This is a genomic window from Mesorhizobium sp. 131-3-5, from assembly GCF_016756575.1.
In the GTDB taxonomy this organism is placed as follows: domain Bacteria; phylum Pseudomonadota; class Alphaproteobacteria; order Rhizobiales; family Rhizobiaceae; genus Mesorhizobium; species Mesorhizobium jarvisii.
This window is the reverse complement of record NZ_AP023254.1, coordinates 5,770,512-5,790,209: the sequence shown is the minus strand read 5'-3', so window position 1 is coordinate 5,790,209 and position 19,698 is coordinate 5,770,512. Positions and strand designations below refer to the sequence as shown.

21 protein-coding genes are annotated in these 19,698 nt (G+C 64.7%); 7 read left to right on the top strand and 14 right to left on the bottom strand.

The features are described from left to right. From JG747_RS28400 to JG747_RS28380, 5 genes are all read left to right on the top strand, one after another. Complete coding sequence (locus tag JG747_RS28400) at positions 1–354, top strand: TIGR04076 family protein (RefSeq protein WP_064983332.1); 354 nt, start codon at positions 1–3, stop codon at positions 352–354. Beyond that, entirely contained in the window at positions 351–1,406 is a 1,056-nt protein-coding gene (locus JG747_RS28395) for an aldo/keto reductase (RefSeq protein ID WP_202360499.1), read from the top strand. Before JG747_RS28400 ends, JG747_RS28395 begins: the two co-directional genes overlap by 4 nt. Next, positions 1,403–1,834: a hypothetical protein gene (locus JG747_RS28390; RefSeq protein WP_202360498.1), complete on the top strand. Its 432-nt coding sequence runs from the start codon at positions 1,403–1,405 to the stop codon at positions 1,832–1,834. The genes JG747_RS28395 and JG747_RS28390 overlap by 4 nt, the downstream gene beginning before the upstream one ends. A 49-nt stretch (positions 1,835–1,883) precedes the next feature. Continuing rightward, positions 1,884–3,143 carry an ABC transporter substrate-binding protein gene (locus JG747_RS28385; protein ID WP_064983327.1) on the top strand — a complete coding sequence of 420 codons (1,260 nt, stop codon included), beginning with the start codon at positions 1,884–1,886 and terminating at the stop codon, positions 3,141–3,143. 213 nt (positions 3,144–3,356) lie between these two features. Continuing rightward, positions 3,357–4,760 (top strand): FAD-binding oxidoreductase, encoded by a 1,404-nt coding sequence (locus JG747_RS28380; protein ID WP_202360497.1) that lies wholly within the window; start codon positions 3,357–3,359, stop codon positions 4,758–4,760. Positions 4,761–4,775: 15 nt separating this feature from the next. On the opposite strand, the gene JG747_RS28375 is transcribed toward JG747_RS28380, so the two are convergent. From JG747_RS28375 to JG747_RS28340, 8 genes are all read right to left on the bottom strand, one after another. Further along, a complete protein-coding gene (locus JG747_RS28375; RefSeq protein ID WP_019856743.1) occupies positions 4,776–5,576 on the bottom strand; it encodes an ABC transporter permease in 801 nt (266 codons plus the stop codon). Further along, positions 5,573–6,445, bottom strand: coding sequence for an ABC transporter permease (locus tag JG747_RS28370; protein WP_202360496.1), 873 nt, complete (start codon positions 6,443–6,445; stop codon positions 5,573–5,575). Before JG747_RS28370 ends, JG747_RS28375 begins: the two co-directional genes overlap by 4 nt. Then, entirely contained in the window at positions 6,442–7,545 is a 1,104-nt protein-coding gene (locus JG747_RS28365; RefSeq protein ID WP_202360495.1) for an ABC transporter ATP-binding protein, read from the bottom strand. The genes JG747_RS28370 and JG747_RS28365 overlap by 4 nt, the downstream gene beginning before the upstream one ends. Before the next feature lie 77 nt (positions 7,546–7,622). After that, positions 7,623–8,648 (bottom strand): ABC transporter substrate-binding protein, encoded by a 1,026-nt coding sequence (locus JG747_RS28360; protein WP_038645143.1) that lies wholly within the window; start codon positions 8,646–8,648, stop codon positions 7,623–7,625. 51 nt (positions 8,649–8,699) lie between these two features. Next, entirely contained in the window at positions 8,700–9,698 is a 999-nt protein-coding gene (gene araD1, locus JG747_RS28355; RefSeq protein WP_038645145.1) for an AraD1 family protein, read from the bottom strand. A 32-nt stretch (positions 9,699–9,730) separates the two neighbouring features. After that, positions 9,731–10,507 carry an SDR family NAD(P)-dependent oxidoreductase gene (locus JG747_RS28350; protein WP_038645146.1) on the bottom strand — a complete coding sequence of 259 codons (777 nt, stop codon included), beginning with the start codon at positions 10,505–10,507 and terminating at the stop codon, positions 9,731–9,733. A gap of 11 nt (positions 10,508–10,518) precedes the next feature. Beyond that, the gene (locus JG747_RS28345) at positions 10,519–12,246 is read right to left on the bottom strand and encodes an IlvD/Edd family dehydratase (RefSeq protein ID WP_038645148.1); all 1,728 of its coding nucleotides are present in this window, start codon (positions 12,244–12,246) and stop codon (positions 10,519–10,521) included. After that, entirely contained in the window at positions 12,243–13,034 is a 792-nt protein-coding gene (locus tag JG747_RS28340) for a FadR/GntR family transcriptional regulator (RefSeq protein WP_019856750.1), read from the bottom strand. The genes JG747_RS28345 and JG747_RS28340 overlap by 4 nt, the downstream gene beginning before the upstream one ends. Before the next feature lie 61 nt (positions 13,035–13,095). On the opposite strand from JG747_RS28340, the gene JG747_RS28335 reads away from it, so the two are divergent. Both JG747_RS28335 and JG747_RS37590 read left to right on the top strand, forming a co-directional pair. Beyond that, the gene (locus tag JG747_RS28335) at positions 13,096–13,737 is read left to right on the top strand and encodes an aldose 1-epimerase (protein ID WP_274609657.1); all 642 of its coding nucleotides are present in this window, start codon (positions 13,096–13,098) and stop codon (positions 13,735–13,737) included. Between the two features lie 10 nt (positions 13,738–13,747). After that, positions 13,748–14,023: an aldose epimerase family protein gene (locus JG747_RS37590; protein WP_274609656.1), complete on the top strand. Its 276-nt coding sequence runs from the start codon at positions 13,748–13,750 to the stop codon at positions 14,021–14,023. A gap of 30 nt (positions 14,024–14,053) precedes the next feature. On the opposite strand, the gene JG747_RS28330 is transcribed toward JG747_RS37590, so the two are convergent. Genes JG747_RS28330 through JG747_RS28305 form a run of 6 tightly spaced genes read right to left on the bottom strand, consistent with a single transcriptional unit; the run spans position 14,054 to position 19,641 of the window. Continuing rightward, positions 14,054–15,499, bottom strand: a complete 1,446-nt coding sequence (locus JG747_RS28330; RefSeq protein ID WP_202360494.1) for an aldehyde dehydrogenase — start codon at positions 15,497–15,499, stop codon at positions 14,054–14,056. Between the two features lie 33 nt (positions 15,500–15,532). Beyond that, a complete protein-coding gene (locus tag JG747_RS28325; protein WP_027046576.1) occupies positions 15,533–16,318 on the bottom strand; it encodes a coniferyl-alcohol dehydrogenase in 786 nt (261 codons plus the stop codon). A gap of 2 nt (positions 16,319–16,320) precedes the next feature. Continuing rightward, on the bottom strand, positions 16,321–17,379 hold the full coding sequence (locus JG747_RS28320) for a branched-chain amino acid ABC transporter permease (RefSeq protein ID WP_202360493.1): 1,059 nt from the start codon (positions 17,377–17,379) through the stop codon (positions 16,321–16,323). Then, positions 17,376–18,272, bottom strand: coding sequence for a branched-chain amino acid ABC transporter permease (locus JG747_RS28315; RefSeq protein WP_202360492.1), 897 nt, complete (start codon positions 18,270–18,272; stop codon positions 17,376–17,378). Before JG747_RS28315 ends, JG747_RS28320 begins: the two co-directional genes overlap by 4 nt. Continuing rightward, entirely contained in the window at positions 18,269–18,997 is a 729-nt protein-coding gene (locus JG747_RS28310) for an ABC transporter ATP-binding protein (protein WP_019856756.1), read from the bottom strand. Before JG747_RS28310 ends, JG747_RS28315 begins: the two co-directional genes overlap by 4 nt. Continuing rightward, positions 18,994–19,641 carry an ATP-binding cassette domain-containing protein gene (locus tag JG747_RS28305; protein ID WP_244748447.1) on the bottom strand — a complete coding sequence of 216 codons (648 nt, stop codon included), beginning with the start codon at positions 19,639–19,641 and terminating at the stop codon, positions 18,994–18,996. Before JG747_RS28305 ends, JG747_RS28310 begins: the two co-directional genes overlap by 4 nt. Between the last annotated feature and the right edge of the window lie 57 nt (positions 19,642–19,698).

The following is a 19,698-nucleotide window of genomic DNA, read 5'->3' as shown; positions in this document are numbered from 1 at the left end:
ATGGCCGACGACAGTTTCGAGCTCTTCGACCTTCGCGTCGAGGCGGTCATCCCCGAGGGCAAGCCGATCTATTGCGGCGCCAAGGCGGGCGATTATTTCGAACTCAAGGGCGAGATGCTGTCCCTGCCGGCGGGGCAGGGCTTTTCGATCTATTCGCTCGCCGCCGTGTTGCCGCTGCTGGCGGCAAAGCAGCGCCCGACCGACGCCAATGACTGGATGACCTCGGACGCCGAGATCGCCTGTCCCGATCCCAATTGCGCCAGCCGGCTCCGGATCGTCAGGACCGGCAAACGGCGGTTCAGCCATGCGCAGGCCACGGCCGTGCCGCTGCCGAAGGAGAATGACAAGGGATGACCGCCAAGACTTTCGAACTCGGCCCCGGCTACACCATCTCGCGCGTCATTCGCGGCGGCTGGCAGCTTGCCGGCGGCCATGGCGCCATCGACCGCAATCAAGCGGTGAGCGATCTGATCGCCACCTTTGATGCCGGCATCTGGACCTATGATTGCGCCGACATCTACACCGGCGTCGAGGAACTGATCGGCGCCGCGCGCCTGCGGCTGGCCAGCGAGCGCGGCCTCGACGTTGCCGCAAGAATGAAGGTGCACACCAAGCTGGTGCCCGACCTGGAGCGGCTGGCCACGATCAGCCGCGACTATATCAGGGGCATCGTCGAGCAGTCGCTGCGCAGGCTGAAGACCGAGCGGCTCGATCTCGTGCAGTTCCACTGGTGGGACTATGACCAGCCTCGCTATGTCGAGGCGATGAGCTGGCTGGACGAGCTTCGGCGCGAGGGCAAGGTGCGCAATCTCGGCACCACCAATTTCGACACGCCGCGGCTGGCCGAAATCCTCGCCGCCGGCATTCCGCTGGTCAGCCAGCAGTTGCAATATTCGGTGCTCGATCAGCGGCCGGCACACAGCCTCGCCGAGCTTGCCGCGAAAAACGGTGTTAGCTTCCTCTGCTATGGTTCGGTAGCCGGCGGCTTCCTCAGCGACAAATGGCTCGGCGTGTCCGAACCCGCCACGCCCCTCGAAAACCGCTCGCTGGTCAAATACAAGCTGATCATCGATGATTTCGGCGGCTGGGACCTGTTCCAGCAGCTGCTCCAGGCACTGAAGGCTGTCGGCGACCGCCACTGCGTCGACATCGCCACCATCGCCAGCGCCTGGGTGCTGGAACAGCCGCGAGTCGCCGCCGTCATCGTCGGCGCCCGTAACCAGGCGCATGCGCTCGCCAATGCTGGCATTATGGATGTCGCGCTCGACGCCGATGACCGGGCGAAAATAGCGACTGTTATCGCGCAAAGCCAAGGTCCCCTCGGCGACGTCTACACGCTGGAGCGCGACCGTCACGGCCGCCACGGCTCGATCATGCACTACAATTTGAACGCAGGCCGCACATGAGCGCCAGCAACCCGACGCTGTTTTCGCAGGCCAGCGCCGAGGTTATCGGCCTGCATCGCTTCTTCGTCGACTGGTTCGTCGCCGCGCGAGCCGACACGGTGGACTTCACGCGCTTCGAAGGCGTCATGGGCGAAGGCTTGACCATGATCGCACCGAGCGGCCAGGTCCTCGGCCGCGACGCTGTGATTGATCATGTCCGCTCAAGCCGCGCCACATGCGACGACGGGTTTGCCATTTCGATCGAGGATATCAGGCCCGGTTGGCAAACCGAGGACTCCATCGTCGTCCTTTACGTCGAGGCGCAGCTGCGCGGCGGCAAGCACAGCCGCCGTCAGTCGAGCGCTGTCTTCACCATCAGTTCATCGGCGCCCAACGGCGTCGAATGGCGACACCTGCATGAAACCTGGCTGCAGGTGCCGGAACGCTGAACAGGCTCCAGAGATCAAATTAGTGTCGAGTAACGAAAGGGGAACAACAATGAGAAAGACGATACTCCACCTCACCACCGCGCTTGCTCTCGTCACGCTGGCGGGCGCCGCGCAGGCCGCCGACTGCAAGATCACCGTCGGCCTCGTCATGGAACTGACCGGTCCGGCCGGCGAATACGGCCAGGCCGGCGCCAAGTCGGTCGAAATGGCTTTTCGCGACATCAACGAAGCCGGCGGCGTGCGCGGCTGCGAGCTGGTGACCGACACGCGCGACAGCCAGAGCCAGGGCAACATCGCCGTCGACGCCGCGACCCAGCTGGTGCAGGTAAAGAAGGTGCCGGTCATCATCGGCGGCATCATCTCGTCGGTGTCGATTCCGATCCTGACCTCTGTCACGGCACCTGCCAAGATCGTCCAGGTCTCGCCGGCATCGTCCTCGCCGACGCTGACCGCGCTCGGCCGCGACGGCAAGACCAACGGCATCTTCTTCCGCACCATCACGTCCGATGCGCTGCAAGGTGTGGCCGCCGCCAAATACGCCATAGACAAGGGCTTCAAGAAGCTGTCGATCATCCACGTCAACAACGATTTCGGGGTCAACATGGTGGCCGAATTCTCGCGTGCCTACAAAGCGCTCGGGGGCACCATCGTTTCGGACACGCCCTACAACGAGAAGCAGTCGAGCTATGCCTCGGAAGTCACGGCGGCGATGGCCGGCGAGCCGGACGGCCTCTATCTGGTCAGCACGCCGGTCGACGGCGCGACCGTTGCCCGCACCTGGATTTCGCAAGGCGGCGTGCAGAAATTCCTGCTCAATGACGGCATGAACAGCCCTGACTTCATCGAGTCCGTCGGTGCCGACTATCTGAAGGACGCCTATGGCACGTCGTCGGGAACCAGCCCGACCGCATCGACCGAGTATTTCACCAAGAACTACAAGGCATTCTCCGGCATCGAACCCTCCAACCCGGCGGCCGATCGTTCCTATGATGCCGGCGCCATCGTCGGGCTGGCCATCGCCATTGCCGGCTCCGAGGATCCGGCCAAGATCAGGGATGCCATGTACAAGGCAGTCGATCCGGCAGGCACGCCGATCTTCGCCGGTAAGGAGGAGTTCGCCAAGGCGCTCGGCCTGATTAAGGACGGCAAGCCGATCCGCTACGAAGGCGTCATCGGTCCGGTGGCCTTCGATAAATTCGGCGACATCACCGGCCCGTTCCGGCTGTGGAAGATCATCGATGGCAAGGTGACCACCGATGGCGAAATGACCACCGATGACGTCAACGCGCTACAGGCCAAGCTTCAGTAAGCAGACACAATGGCCGCCGGCATCAATCGCGTCTTACCGTGATTGATGCCGGTGTCGCTCAGGGCAGCCGATATCGCTTGCACGACAGGCGATCCCGAATAGGATCGGCCGGCTGCAATTGAAGGATGGCGAGCGTGGCGGACGAAATACTCATCGGCCCATGCGGTCGCGGGACGCAGACGACGCGCTTCGCCACGCCGGCGTCTGAGTCCGATGTCGCCTGAAACGCAACGGCTTCTCTCCGCCCTTGGCGATCGGCTGGGCGTGGGCGGCGTGCTTGCAGGCTCCGATGTCGACCAGCGCTATCGCGACGATCCCGACGGCAAGCTTGGCGTGCTGCCCGAAGTGGTGCTGCGTCCGCGCGATACTATCGGTGTCGCGGCGGCGCTCGCTGGCTGCAACGCTCTTGGCCAGCCGGTCGTCGTCCAGGGCGGACGCACCGGGCTGGCCGGTGGCACACGCGTCCAGCCCGGGGAGATCGTGCTGTCGCTGGAGCGCATGAGCGGCCTCGCCGCGCCGGACACTCAAGCCTCCAGTATCGTCGCCGAAGCCGGCGCGACGCTGCAAGCGGTGCAGGAGGCGGCCGACGGTGCCGGGCTGATGTTCGGCGTCGATATCGGCGCGCGCGGCTCGGCCACGGTCGGCGGCAACATCGCCACCAATGCCGGCGGCATCCGCGTGCTGCGTTATGGCATGTACCGCGCGCAGGTGCTGGGGCTGGAGGCTGTGCTGGCCGATGGCAGCGTGCTGTCCTCGATGAAGGGCCTGCCCAAGGACAATTCCGGCTACGACCTCGGCCAGCTCTTCATCGGCGCGGAAGGGACGCTCGGCGTCGTCACCCGCGCCGCGCTCCGGCTGCATCCGAAGCCGGCCTCCGAGGTGAACGCCTTCTGCGCGCTCGCTTCGCTCGATGCGGCGATCGCCCTGCTCGGGCTGCTGCGGCAAAAGCTCGGGCCATTGTTATCCGCCTATGAGGTCAACTTCGCGCCGCTCTATGACGTAATGGCTGCCAGCATGGCCATGCCGGCGCCATTGCCGGCGGGCTCGCCCGTCTATGTGCTGGCCGAAATCCAGGGCAGCGAGCCTGAGCGCGACAGCGAGCGCTTCGCCGAAGTCCTGATGCAGGCGGTCGAGGACGGCGTGGTCGACGATGTCGTCGTCTCGCAATCGCCGCGTGAATTCCGCGCGCTCTGGGATGTGCGGGAAGACGCCAATCGCGTCCTGTTTTCGATGAAAGGCCTGATCGGCGTCGACATCAGCATTCCGCTGGCACGGATGGGGGCGTTCCTGCAAGAAGCGGAGACCGCGATCCGCGCCTTTGACCCCGACGCCGACATCTATGTCTTCGGCCATCTCGGCGATGGCAATCTGCACTACCAGGTGCGCACTGTGGATCCGGCGGCGGCCTACGGCATCGTCTATAGCGGCGTGGCGGTGGCGGGCGGCGGCGTTTCGGCCGAGCATGGCATCGGTCTCGACAAGAAGCAGTGGTTGCATCTGGTGCGCAGCGACGCCGAGATCGCCACGATGCGGCGGCTGAAGACGGCGCTCGACCCGAAGAACATCCTCAATCGGGGGCGTGTCTTCGACCTCGATCCAGCTGCCTTCGCACGATGACGGGTGTTCGATAATTCAGCTCCGCTCCGTCGCCATCTGCCTGGGGATCAGGAAACGGGCGGCGAGCACGCAGAGCAGCACGGTGAACATCAGGATCAAGGCGACCAGCGCATTGATGTCGGGCGAGAAGCCAAGCCGCATCATCGCCCACAGCCTGACCGGCAGGGTGCTTTGCGTGCCGGTGACCAGGATGGTGATCATCGTCTCGTCGAACGACAGCGCGAAGGCCAGGATTGCGCCGCCGACCATGGCGCTCGACAGATTCGGCAGGATGATGCGCCAGAAGGTCTGCCAGCCGGTGGCGCCGAGATCGTAGGACGCTTCGACCAGTGTACGGCTCATCGACTGCAGCCGCATCAGCACGGTGCGATAGACGATCGCCAGCACGAAGACCGTATGGCCGATGACGACCGTCAGCAGAGAACGTTCGAGGCCGATCTCGCGGAAGAAGATCAGCAGCGCGAGGCCGCTGATGATCGGCGGCATCAGGAACGGCAGGAAGATGATGAACTGCAGGATCGAGCGCCCCGAGCGGCGCCCGTGATAATAGAGCGCCAGCAGCGTGCCGCTGACCACCGAGAGCACGACGGTGCACAGGCCGACGATCAGCGTGGTGCGCAAGGCTGCCAGGATGTCGTGGTTTTCGGCCAGGGCTCGGTAGGTCGAGAGGGTTGGTGACGACCAGTCGACATCGCCATGCGAGATGGTGAAGAACGACGACACGATCGGCACGAACAGTGGGCTGTAGAGCAGCACCGCGACCAGCGTTGTGATCACGGCCAGGAAGATGGTGGAGGGTCGGGGCAGGGCGTTCATACCGACGTCCCCCGGCTGCGCCCGAACCGTTCGCCGATGAGGATGGCGCAGATCACCACGATCGCCAGCGCCACCGACAGTGCCGCGCCGAATGGCCAATTATAGGCCGTGCCGAACTGGCTGTAGAGGATGCGGCCGAAGGTGAAGCCGCTGACCCCGCCGACCATCTGCGGCGTCAGGAAATCGCCGATCGCCAGCACGAAGACGAAGCTCGCCGCCGAGGCGACGCCGGGCAGGCTGAGCGGCAAGGTGATGCGCAGGAACGTCTGCAAGCCGCTCGCGCCAAGATCGTCGGAGGCACGCAGCAAGGTCTGCGGTATCCGCTCCAGCGACAGGAAAATCGGCAGGATCGCGAAGGGGATCAAAAGCAGGCTCAGCGTCAACAGGATGGCGTTCATGTTGAACACGAAAAGCGTCGACGGCTGCTGCAGGATGCCAATTGCCACCAGCGCCTTGTTGAGGAAGCCGTTGAGGCCGAGGATGCTGCGGATCGCGTAGATCTTGATGACGTAGCTCATCAGCAGCGGCACCAGAAGCAGCATCAGCAAGGCATAGCGCCACCGCCCTCTCAGCGTCGTCAGGAAATAGGCAGCGGGATAGGCAAGCAGGATGCAGATGACGGCGACCGACACGCACAGCACGATGGTGTTCCAAAACACCGGCAGGAAGATCGGATCGGTGAAGAACCGGACATAGTTGCCGAGCGTCGGCGCGTAGACGATCGTGCCCTGGTCGACGCTGAAGAAACTGTAGACCAGGAAGATCGCCAGCGGCACCAGGACGAAGATCACCGGCAGGGCGAAAGCCAGCACGGTCACCAGCAGCGACAAACGCCTTTCCGCGGGCTGTGTCGTGACGCCCGCGCTCATGCCAGCACCAGATGGCCTTCATGCGGCGCAAACGAAAGCGAAACCGTCTCGCCGGATCTCAGCGCGCTGCCGTCGATCCGGCTTGGGGTTCGCAGCCGCAGCCGCTGCGCGGCAGTGTCCGCACCCGCCGTGATCGTGGCGACGGTCGACGAGCCGGCAAAGGCCAGATCGGCGATGGTGCCGGAAAAGCGGTTGTCGCCGTCTGTTGAGTCCGCGAGATGCAAGGCCTCGGGCCGGAACGCCGCGAAGGCGCTCGCGCCGTCTGGCGCGGCCTTCAAATGCGGCTGGTCGCTGATCGAACAGATCAGTCGCCCAAGTGCGGTCTCGATCGGCCGCTGCTTGCCCTGGATGGGGCCGAGCTTTCCGGCCACCAGATTGTTCTCGCCGAAGAAGCGCGCCACGAACTCGCAATTCGGCTTGTAGTAAAGCTCGTGCGGCGTGCCGAGCTGGCGGATATGACCGGCCTGCATGACGCAGATCCGGTCGGCCATGCCGATCGCTTCTTCCTGGTCATGGGTGACGAAAAGGAAGGTGGTCTTGATCTCGCGCTGGATGGATTTCAGGAACTCCTGCATCTGCCGGCGCAGTTCGAGGTCGAGCGCGGCGAGCGGCTCGTCAAGCAGGATCAGGCGCGGCTGGCAGATCAGCGCTCGGGCGAGCGCGACGCGCTGGCGCTGGCCGCCGGAAAGCTGTGCCGGAAAGCGGTCGGCGAAGCGCCCGAGTTGCACCAGCTCCAGGGCTTCCGCGACACGGCGCGCAATCTCCTTGCGCTGGACATGGCGCACCGAGAGACCATAGCCCACATTGCCGGAAACGGTCATATGCGGAAACAGCGCATAGTCCTGGAACACGGTGTTGAACGGCCGCTTGTTGATCGGCATGCGGCTGATGTCCTGGCCGTCGAGGCGGATCTCGCCCGCGGTCAGTGGCTCCAGCCCGCCGATCAGCCGCAAGACCGTGGTTTTGCCCGAGCCCGACGGTCCAAGAACGGTCAGGAACTCACCGTCCCGGACAGACAGGTCGATGTCGTGCAGCACGGGAACCGTGCCGTAGGATTTCGAGACGGACCGCAGCGTCAGCAGGTCGGTGTTCTGGCTCATAGACTATTCTCGCATACGCTGCGGCGGTCCGGAACGTCCGGACCGCCGGGTCCTTCTAGGTCGGGCTGCGGAAAGGATCAGGGCGTCGCCTTGATCTCGTTCCACATGTCCGACCGCTTCAGCGGGTCCTCGACATTGTTGAGCCAGACCAGCTTGTCGTTGCTGCCGGCACTGCTCGACTCGACCACGGTGTTGCCGAAGCCGGTACGCTCGGAAAGCTCGCCGCTGACCTTCTTCGTCAGCATGAAGTCGATCCATTGCTCGGCCGCCGCATTGTCGCGCACGCCCTTGGAGATCACCCAATTGTCGAGCCAGGCCAGAGCGCCTTCACTCGGATTGACGTAGGCGACATGGGCGCCGATCTTCTGCAGCGCCTTGACCTGCTGCTGGCCATAATTGGCCCAGATCAGGGCAACGTCATTGTTCTGGTAGATCTGCTGCGCCTCGTCGGCGGTGGTGTAGAAACTCAGCACATTGCGCTTGAGCTCAACCAGCTTGGCCTTGACCGCCGCCATCTGCTCCGCGTCGAGATTGAACGGATCCTTGTAGCCAAGCGTCAGAGCGGTGAACGAGAAATTGTGCTCGCCATTGTCGTAGGCCAGGACCTTGCCCTTGTAGGCCGGATCCCACAGCACCGACATCGAGGTCGGCGCCGGCTTGACCTTGTCCGTGTCGTAGATCAGCCCGATGGAATCGAAGCAGAACGGAATGCCGTAGACCTTGCCGTCCTTGGTGTCGCCGCTGACCTGCGATAGATCGCGGAAGCGCGGCAGCACCTCCTTCTGGTTCGACAGCTTGGTGATGTCGATCGGCGACACCAGATCGGCCTTGATGTAGCGCTGCAGCTGGGCGGTGTTGACGGCGAAGACATCGAAATCCTGGCCTTCGCTGCCCTTGATCTTGGCCCAGATCTCGTCATCGCTGCCGATGAAGACGACATCGACGCCGATGCCGGTTGCCGCGGTGAAATCCTTCACCCAATCCGGGTCGGCATAGCCGTCCCAGGCCAGTACTCGAAGGTTCGCGGCCAAGGCCGCCGATGTCATCAGGCCGATGCCGAGCCCGATTGTCGCTAGTTTTAGAAACGCTTTCTTCAGTCCCATTTTTAATCTCCCATTGTCGTTCTGGTGGACCGTGATTTCGGACCTCTGCCGTCACAGCTGGGTGACGGTGACCAGTCCCTCGTCCGGCACCGACACCATCCGGTTGCGCAGTGGCTTGCCGAATGCCTGTGCCTGGATTTCATACTCGTCGCCGGAAGCCGTCTTGATGCCGGAGGCGTAGCTCATCACCGCCGCGCCGAAGAAATAGGCGTGCAGATCGCCCGCCCTTCGGTGCATCGGGTAGCGGAAATGGAAATGTTCGAGATTGGCGATCGAGTGCGACATGTGCGCTTCGCCCGACAGGAACTCCTGCTCCCAGATGACAGTGCCGTCGCGCAGGATGCGGGAATGGCCCCGAACTTCTTCGGGCAGGTCGCCGATCAGCAGCTCGGGTCCGATCGAACAGGAGCGCAGCTTGGAATGGGCGAGGTAGAGGTAGTTCTCGCCCTCCGTCACATGGTCGGAATATTCGTTTCCGAGCGCATAGCCGATGCGATAGGGATGGCCGTCCGGGCCGTTGAGATAAAGCCCGACGATCTCGGCTTCCTCTGCCCCGGCTTTCGCGAATGCCGGCATCGGCAGCTCAGCACCTGGCGACACAACGCAGGTGCCGACGCCTTTGAAGAACCACTCGGGCTGGATGCCGATCTTGCCAGCGCCAGGCTTGCCGCCCTCCAGCCCCATACGGAAGATTTTCAAGGAATCGGATTCCTCGACACCGTCGCCATGGGTCAGAACATGCATCTGGTTGCGCGCGGCGGCACTTCCGGTATGGGTCAGGCCGGTTCCGGTAACCAGGAAGCGCGCCGGTTCCGGATGATCGACGGGAGCCAGCACGCGGCCATCGCGCAACAGCTCGTTGTAGTCGACCGTCGTGGTGCCCGTGCGCTTCTCGACCAGCGACGCGATGGACATGTCCTCGGCGATCGCCGCTTCGGCGAGTTCCAGAACGCTGCCAGTCTTGTCGAGCGGGTGCAAGCGATTGCCGTCTTCGGAGACGCGGCCGACCCGCCTGCTGCCATCCGGCATTCTGTACTGAACAAGACGCATGAAATACCCTTCTTCCCTTGGAGCCGTATCGGTCACACCCAGCCCGCATCGACGATGAATTGCTGGCTCGTACACATCAGGCTGTCGTCGGCGGCGAGGAACAGCGCCATGCGCGCGATGTCGGCGGGCTGCAACCGGTCGGGCAGGCACTGCCTTTCCGCGATCTGGCGTTCACCGGCCGGATTTAGCCACAGCCGCATCTGGCGCTCGGTCATCACCCAGCCCGGCACCATGCAGTTGACTCGGATGCGCTCGGGGCCGAGTTCGCGGGCCAGCGCCCGCGTCATTCCGTAGACAGCGGCTTTCGCGGTGACATAGGCAGGACAGTCGGGATCGCCGACCATCCAGGTGATGGAGCCGAAATTGATGATCGAGCCACCACCCTGCGCGCTCATCTGCGGTCGCACCGCCTGCGCGGCGAAGAACTGGTGGCGCAGATTGACCGCCATGCGGTCGTCCCAGTAGGCGACCGTCACGTCCTTGGTCTGATGGCGGTCATCGTTGCCGGCATTGTTGCACAGCACCTGGATCGGGCCATTGTGCTGCATTGCCTGCGCGGTTGCCGCCTGCAGCTGCTCGACATCGCGCAGATCGCACGGAATAAACAGCGGCGCTGGGTGTCCTTCGGCCGCGATCGCCTCGACCAGGTGCCTGGAAGGCTCTTCCGCCAGATCGACGAAGGCGACGCGGCTGCCTTGCGCGCAGAAATGGCGCACCAGGCTTTCGCCGATGCCGCTGCCGCCGCCGGTTATGAAGACACTGCGGCCCTTGAGGCTCGGGTAGATGGCGTAGCCGATTTCATCCGTCATCGCGCGCCTCTCTAATGGGAATGCCGGGGGATGCCGGCATCGCGCCGGCCGACGAGAAAGTCGAAATCGCAGCCCTTGTCGGCCTGCAGCACGCGTTCGACATAGAGGCTCTGATAGCCGCCTTCAGGCGGCGCCGGCGGCTTCCAGTCGCGGCGGCGGATCGCCAGCTCCTCGTCCGATACCAGCAGTTCCAACCGGCGGCCGGCGACATCGAGCTCGATGAGATCGCCGTCGCGGACCAAGGCCAGCGCGCCACCGGCCGCGGCCTCCGGCGCGACATGCAGCACCACCGTGCCATAGGCCGTGCCGCTCATGCGTGCATCCGAGATGCGCACCATGTCGGAGACGCCCTGCTTGAGCAGCTTCGCCGGCAGCGGCATGTTGCCGACCTCGGCCATGCCGGGGTAGCCGCGCGGCCCGCAATTCTTCAACACCATCACCGAGGAGGCGTCGATATCCAGCTCCGGATCGTCGATGCGGGCGTAGTAATGCTCGATGTTCTCGAAGACGACCGCCTTGCCGCGATGCTGCATTAGTTCGGGCGTTGCCGCCGACGGCTTGATGACCGCGCCATTGGGCGCCAGATTGCCGCGCAGGATCGAGATGCCGCCTTGGTCGGTCAACGGTTCGCTCAGCGGCCTGATGACCTCGCGGTTGTAGTTGGGCGCGCCGTCGATCAACTCGCCGATCGTCTTGTCGCTGACGGTCATGACGTCGCGATGAAGAAGCCCCACTTCATCAAGCGACGCCATGACCGCAGCCAGCCCCCCGGCATAGTAGAAATCTTCCATCAGGAACCGGCCCGACGGCATCAGGTCGACAATGGTTGGAACGTCGCGGCCAAGGCGGTCCCAGTCTTCGAGGCTAAGATCGACACCGACCCGGTTCGCGATGGCGATCAGATGCAGCACCGCATTGGTCGAGCCGCCGATCGCGCCATTGACGCGAATGGCGTTCTCGAACGCTTGCCTTGTAAGAATGTCCGAAATTTTCACGTCCCTGCGGACTAGGTCGACGATCTGGCGTCCGGCCAGCTGGGCGAGCACGCCACGGCGCGAATCCACGGCCGGGATCGCGGCGTTGTCCGGCATGCCGATGCCGAGCGCTTCCACCATGCTGGCCATGGTCGAAGCCGTGCCCATGGTCATGCAACTGCCGGCCGACCGGCTCTGGCCCTGTTCCGCGGCGAGGAAGTCGGCGACCGGCATGCGGCCGGCCTTCACTTCCTCTGCGAATTTCCAGACATGCGTACCCGAGCCGATATCCTGCCCCCGGAACTTGCCGTTGAGCATTGGCCCGCCGGAAACGGTGATGGTCGGTAAATTGCAAGAGGCGGCCCCCATCAAGAGCGCTGGCGTTGTCTTGTCGCAGCCCACCAGCAGGATGACGCCGTCGATGGGGTTACCACGGATGGATTCCTCGACATCCATGCTGACCAGATTGCGAAACAGCATGGCAGTGGGGCGCATGTTGCTCTCGCCGAGCGACATGACAGGGAATTCGAGCGGCAGGCCGCCGGCCTCGTAGACGCCGCGCTTGACGTGATCGGCCAGCGCCCGCAGATGCGCATTGCACGGCGTCAGCTCCGACCAGGTGTTGCAGATGCCGATCACCGGGCGGCCGTCGAAAGCATCGGCCGGGATGCCCTGGTTCTTCATCCAGCTGCGGTGCATGAAGGCGTTCTTGCCTTCACCGCCGAACCAGGCTTCGGACCGCAGTTTGCGTTTGGTGTCGGTCACGATTGCTGGCCTCGATCCTTGCGGCGTCTGTTGCGGTTCTCGACGCTGCGGCGCACGTCATCCTCGGCATTGTCGATGAGCACCAGCAGTGCCTTTTGCGCGCCGGCGGCGTCACCGGCGGCGATCTTCTCGGCCACCTCGCGATGCAGCGGCAAGGAATGGCGCTGGCCTTCCGGATTGTCGTTGGAGAGGCGAAAGCTCATCACCAGTGCGGTTTCGACGAGTGCAGCCAGCGAGCCGATCAGCTCGTTGCCGGTCATGCGCAGGATGGTCTGGTGGAACACCAGATCGGGCTTGGCGAAGCGGTCGCCATCGTCGCTCACCGCTTCCATCTCGGCCAGTGCCGCATGGATCTCGGCGATCTGGGCAGGCGTGGCGCGCTGGGCCGCAAGTGCTGCCGACATTGGCTCGATGGCACGGCGCAGCTCGAACAGCGCCCGCACATCGTCGGCGCTGACACCGCCGGCGTAGCGCCATGACAGGACGTCCGGATCAAGGAAATTCCAGTCGGAGCGTGGGCGCACCCGTGTGCCGGTCTTCGGCCGCGATTCGACCAGCCCCTTGCCGGCCAGCACCTTGATCGCCTCGCGCAGCACCGTGCGGCTGACCCCCAGCATCTCGCTGGAATCGTCGGCATTGGGCAGCGCCTCGCCGGGCAGGAAGTCGCCCTGCACGATGCGCAGGCCGATCTGCTCGACAACGGTCGCGTGCAGTGCGGTGGAGCCGCTGGAAACCGCCACGGCAACCCGCGACGTCCGTGCCGTGCTAAAAGATTTCTTATTCTTCATACTATTCATATGATATGTCTTATCGCCATGGCGATCGGAGTCAAGGGACGGGGGAGCGCCGATGACAAAGAATTTCGCTGCGGTTGCCGCGCAGCACACGGAACTGGTCTCGATCAGCGATGGCATCGCGACGGTCGACATTGCTCCGGCCGCCGGCGGTGCGCTGGCGTCGTATCGATGGTGGCAAGATGGCGCCGTGGTGGATTGGCTGCGCCCGGCAGATCCGGCGGCGATCAGTAGCCGCGATGCCGGCGTCATGGCCTGCTTCCCGCTCGTTCCATATTCCAATCGCATAAGGGGCGGCCGGTTCGAGTTCGCGGGACGCACCATCCGGCTTCCGACGACTGCCGACGATCCTCATCATGAACATGGCCATGGCTGGCGCCGGCCTTGGGTGGTCGTCAGGCATGAAGCCGGCACGATCGTCCTGCGCTATCGCCACGCCGCCGATTCCTGGCCATGGAGCTATGAAGCCGAGCAAGAGATAACGCTGGCTGACGGCAGGCTTTGCGTGACCATCAAGGTACGCAACCTGTCGGACGCACCGATGCCGGCTGGCTTCGGCCTCCATCCCTATTTCCCGTCGACGCCGTGGGCGCATGTCCAGGCGCCGGTGTCCGGCATGTGGGAGACGGACACGGAGGTCCTGCCCGTCCGGCATGTCCTGCCGCCCGGTAGGAGCCGACCCGTCCATCGGTTTTGACGTATCGGAAGTGGACTTCGACACGGTTTTCACCGGATGGGCGCGCCGCGCCCGGATCTCCTGGCCCGAACACGGACGGCGACTGGACATCGAGGCCGAGGCGCCGCTCGATTTCCTTGTCCTCTACACGCCGCCCGGCGAGCCGTTCTTTTGCGCCGAGCCGGTCAGCAATATCACCGATGCCTTCAACCGCACGGGCGGCCGCATCGACACTGGCTGCATCGTACTGGCGCCCGGTCTGATGCGATCCGCCAGCGTTCGCTTCACGCCGTCCCTGGCCGGTTGATCTTCATTGCCGACCGCGAGACGAGGTCGGCTAGAACGGATAGTGCTGGCCGGGATCCTCGATCGTCACCCAGCGCAGATCGGTGAACTCGGCGATCGAGGCCTTGCCGCCGAAGCGGCCATGGCCCGAGCCCTTGACGCCGCCGAACGGCATCTGCGCCTCGTCGCCGACGGTCGGGCCGTTGATGTGGCAGATGCCGGCTTCGATGCGCGCGGCGACCGCCATGGCGCGCTTGATGTCGCGGCTGAACACGGCTGACGACAGGCCATACTCGGTGTCGTTGGCGACACGCACCGCCTCGTCCTCGCCCTTCACCCGGATGACCGGCTTGACCGGCCCGAAGGATTCTTCGGCATAGACGCGCATCGCCGGGGTGACATGGTCGAGCAGCGTTGCCTCGACAACCGTGCCGGTGCGCTTGCCACCGGCGACAAGCTTGGCGCCCTTGGCGACGGCGTCAGCGACAAGCTCCTCCATCTTGTCGGCCGCCTGGCTGCTGATCAGCGAGCCCAGCACGACATGGCCGCGCGGATCGCCGGCCGGCAGGCCCGACGCGCGGACGGCGAGCTTGGAAACGAATTCGTCGGCGATCCTCTCGTCGACGATCAGCCGCTCGGTCGACATGCAGATCTGGCCCTGATGCATGAAGGCGCCGAAGGTCGCCGCATTGACCGCTGCATCGATGTCGGCGTCGTCCAGAACCAGCAGCGGTGCCTTGCCGCCGAGTTCGAGCAGCGCCGGCTTCAGATGCCGCCCGGCAAGCTCGGCGATGATGCGCCCGACCTTGGTCGAGCCGGTGAAGTTGACGCGCTTGACCGAGGGATGCCCGACCAGCCCCTCGACGATTGCAGCGGCATCCCTGGGGTCGTTGGTGACGACATTGATGACGCCCTTGGGCAGGCCGGCCTCGACCAGAACCTGACCGATCAACCGGTGTGTGCCGGGGCACATTTCCGAGGCCTTCAGCACCACCGTGTTGCCGCATGCGAGCGGCATGGCGATGGCGCGGGTGCCGAGAATGACCGGCGCGTTCCATGGCGCGATGCCGAGGCACACACCGGCCGGTTGGCGGATCGCCATGGCGAGCGTCCCCGGCTTGTCGGAAGGAATGATCTCGCCCGAAATCTGCGTCGTCATCGCCGCCGCCTCGCGAAGCATGTTGGCCGCCAGCATGACATTGAAGCCGGCCCAGGGACCGGTGGCGCCGGTCTCTTCCATCATCAGCCGGGTGAATTCGCCGACCTTGGAGGCCATCACGTCGGCCGCCCTGGACAGCAAGGCGCGGCGCTCGCCAGGCCCGGTCTTCGACCAGGTCGCAAAGGCGGCGGCCGCGGCTTCCACAGCCGCGTTGGCGTCGGCAACGCTGGCTGCTGCGGCGCGCGTCGCCAGCTTGCCGGTGAACGGGTCCATGCGCTCGTAGGCGGCCGCGCCGGACGCATCCCTTTTGTCGCCGTCGATCAGAAGTCCGATATCCATGATTGTCTCCCTCGCTCCGGTGGAGCTTCGTGATTAAAAGCCGAGCACTTCGGCGTTGATCGATGCTTCAAGGCCGCCGTCGACCGGCACATTGGCGCCGTTGACCCAGCGCGCGCCGTCCGAACACAGGAACAGCACGACAGGCGCTATATCGCCCGATGCGCCCGCTCGTCCGACCCTGGCTATGTCGCTGTCGACGCGGGCATCGCCAAGTACGGTGCGGAATTGTTTCAGGATAGGCGTCTCGACCGGTCCGGGACTCACCGCATTGACGCGGATGCCACGGCTCTTGAACAGATCCTGATGCGCCGCGCGAAAGGTCCACAGCAGGAGCAACTCCTTCGAGACGGGGTAGCCTTCCTCGTTCTTGACCGCATGGTCGGCGACGATCTTGGCGACATCCGGGAAACCCTCGATGCCGACCATCGAGGCCGCACGGTTGAGATTGGCGCGCCAGCCATAGCCGGCGATCGAGGCGACGTTGACGATGGCGCCGCCTTCGCGAATTTTTGGCGCGACGGCTTCGGACAGTGCGCGCAGGCCAAAGAAGTTGACGGCCAGGGTTGCTGCCGCGCCGGTGTTGCCGGAGAGGCCGGCGACATTGCATAGCGCGTCGATGCGCTGCGGCAGTCGCGCGACCAACTCGTCGACGCCGGCCTTCGATGAGATGTCGGCCTTGACGAAACTGCCCATCGCTGCCGCCGGCTCGCGCACATCAACGCCGATCACGTCCGCGCCAAGCTGGCCGGCAAGTTCGGCTGTGCGCGCGCCGATGCCGGAGGCGACGCCGGTGATGAGGATCGTCTTGCCGAAAAGCATGGTCATGCCTTCTCCCGAGATATCGTGGATTGTTGTGGCGTCGCGTCGCCGTCGACAGCGGTTGCCGGAAGCCTGACGCGGTAGCCAACCGGCAGCAGGCGCAGCCCAAAACGCTCCTCGATCGTTCCCCAAAGGCCGCGCGGCAGGAACAGCGAGAACAGCACGGCCGTGGCGCCGAGGCCGACGAGGTACCAGACGCCGGTGCCGCCGAACCAGGTCTCGATGAGGAAGAACACCAGCGCGCCTAGGATGGCGCCCTCGAACGTGCCGATGCCGCCGACCAGCACCATGAAGATCATGTAGGCGGTCCACTGGACGTTGAAGTAGGTTTTCGGCTGGAAGGTGATGGAGGTCGCCAGCCACAGCGCCCCGGCAACGCCGATGCCGAAGGCGGCAAGCACAAACAAAAGCCGCTTGGTGCCGGTGACGCGCACACCGACCGAGGCTGCGGCATCCTCATTGTCGCGGATGGCGCGGATTGCCGCACCCGTGCTGCCGCGCAGCAGGCCGAACAGGATGGCGAGCAGCGCGGTCATCGAGGCCAGCGCCAGCCAGTAGATCGCCACCCGCCTTGTACCGGCATCGTAGACGTTGAGCGAGATCAGCGACGTGCCGGTTTCGCCTTGCACCAGCCGGTCGAGATTGACCAGGAGATGCGTCAGCGCCGCGATCACCCACATGCCGATGGCGAACTCGCCGTTCCGCAGCCGCAGCATGAACAACGAGAGCGGCCAGGAGACAACGCCGACAACGATCGCTGAAACGAAAAGCGAGGCGAAAGGGTTGAGGCCGGCATCGGCCAGCCGGATGGCGAAATAGGCTCCGAGCCCGAAGAACACCTGCTGGCCTACGGAAACAAGGCCGCCGAAGCCGGCCAGAGCGTTCCACATCGCCGCCAGGATCACATAGATGAACAATGCCGTCATGCGGTCGACCGCGCCCGCCGAGAGGAACTGCGGCGCAATAGCGAGCAGCGCGATGATGACGGCGACCGCAATCGCCGCGATCCGCGACCTCGCCGTGCCGCGCTCGATGACCGGCGAGGACGAAACCGCACTCATGATGCGCTCCGGGAAGGCAGGCGCAGCAGGCGGCGCAGGCCGAGGCCGGATGTAGACAGCCGCACGAACAGCACGACGAGGAACACGGCATGGCCGCCGATCAGAAAGCCTTGCGGGTGCACTTGCGCGCCGAGTGTCTGCGCAAGCGCCAGCACGATGCCGCCGACCAGCGTTCCCCACAGCGAACCGGCACCGCCGATCACAGCGGCTTCGAAAGCGAACAGCAGTTGCGGCGCGCCGGCATAGGGATCGAAGGTGGCGCGCATACCGAGAAAGGCGCCGGCAAGACCAACCGTGACCATGGCGATGGAAGCGGCGATGGCATTGGCGCGACGCGCATCGACGCCGACCAGGCCGGCCGTATCAGGGTCTTCCGAAGTGGCGCGGATCGAGCGGCCAAGCCTTGTGCGGGTGAGGAACAGCTGCAGCCCTCCCAGCAGGGTCACGGCGGTGGCGAACATGATCACGGCCAGCTTGCCGACATAGATGCTGCCCGGCCACTCCCAGGAATCATAGGACAGGCTGCCGATATAGGGTGCCAGCGAACGCGTGTCGGCGCCGAACTGCTCGAACAGCATGTTGTCGATGACGATGGCCAGCCCAAACGTGGTCAGGATCGGCAGCAGCGCACCGCCACGCGCGCTGCGTTCGAGCAGGAAACGCTGCAGCGTCCAGCCGATCGCCGCCATCAGCGGCAGCACGATCAGCAGGCCGACAAACGGCGGGATATGGAACCGCGAGGCCAGCCACCACAGCGCAAAGGCCGCGAACACGGCAAGGCTGCCATGGGCGAGGTTGATGATGCGCATCACCGAGAACATGAAGGACAGGCCGCAGGCGATTAGCGCGTAGTAGCCGCCGAGCAGGATGCCCTGAATGATCTGGTTGCTCATGCCGGAACGCTCCCGGGACTTTTCCGGTGCAGGCCGAAATAGGCTTTCGTCACCTGGTCGCGCGAAACCGCCTTGCTCGGCCCTTCCAGCGCCACACGCCCTTCGAGCATGCAGATCACCCTGTCGGAGACAGCGAGCGCGCGGTTGAGGTCCTGCTCGACCAGGATGATGGTCGTGCCGGAAGCGATCAGCCCCTGGAGGGCCGCGTAGACACGGTCGACGATCAGCGGCGACAGGCCAAGCGAAACCTCGTCGAGCAAAAGCACTTCCGGATTGCTCATCAGCGCCCGGCCGATCGCCGTCGCCTGCTGCTCGCCGCCTGAGAGATGGCCCGTCTTGGCATGGCGGCGGGGCTTCAGATTGGGGAACATGTCGAGCACTCTGTCGACGCTCCACTCGCCCGGCCGGCCGGCGGTTCTGCCGAGCAGAAGGTTCTCCTCGACCGTCATCTGCACGAAGAGCTTTCGCCCTTCCGGCACCAGCGCGATGCCCATGCCGACGCGCCTGTGCGACGGCACGTTGGTAAGATCGGCGCCGTCCAGCAGCACGCGGCCGGCCGCCGGCTGGTGCGCGCCGGCAATTGCCCTGAGCAGCGTCGTCTTGCCGGCGCCGTTAGCGCCGACCAACGCCAGCGTCTCGCCGCGTTCGATGCTGAAGCTGACGCCGCGCACCGCCTGCAGCAGGCCGTGGCGGACAACGAGATCCTCAACCGACAGCAGGCTCATTTCGGGCCTCCGCCGAGATAGGCGCGCACGACCTCCGGATCGGCCATGACGGCTTGCGGCTCACCGTCGGCGATGATTTTTCCCGCATCCATGCAGATCAGCCGTTCGGCCACTTGCAGCAGGATGTGGACGATGTGCTCGATCCAGACGATGCCGATCTTGCGGCGGCGCAATTCCTTGATCGTGGCGACAAGCTCGCCGGCTTCGCCGTCGGTCAGGCCGCCGCCGATCTCGTCGAGCAGCAGCAGCGTCGGCCTTGCCGCCAGCGCGCGCGCCAGCTCCAGCCGCTTGCGGTCGAGCAGTCCGAGCGTCTCGGCGCGGCGGTTGGCAACACCCAGCATGCCGCACAGTTTCAGCGAATTGAGGGCTTCCTCATAGGCCTCGTCGCGGCCGAGGCCGGCGCCGTGCGAGGCCGCGACGAAGACATTCTCGAAGGTGGTCATGAAGTTGAATGGTTTGGGCACCTGGTGCGTGCGCACCAGACCGAGCCGGCAACGCTGCGTCGCCGACAGCGGCGTCACGTCGCCGCCCTTGAAGCTGACCGTGCCCGCACTCGGTGGAAAGGCGCCGGAAAGCACGCTGAGCAGTGTCGTTTTGCCGGCGCCGTTCGGGCCGACAATACCCACCGCCTCGTCGGCCGCCATAGCGAAGTCGACCGCATCCAGCACCACAAGCGCGCCGAAGCGCTTATGGATGCCGGC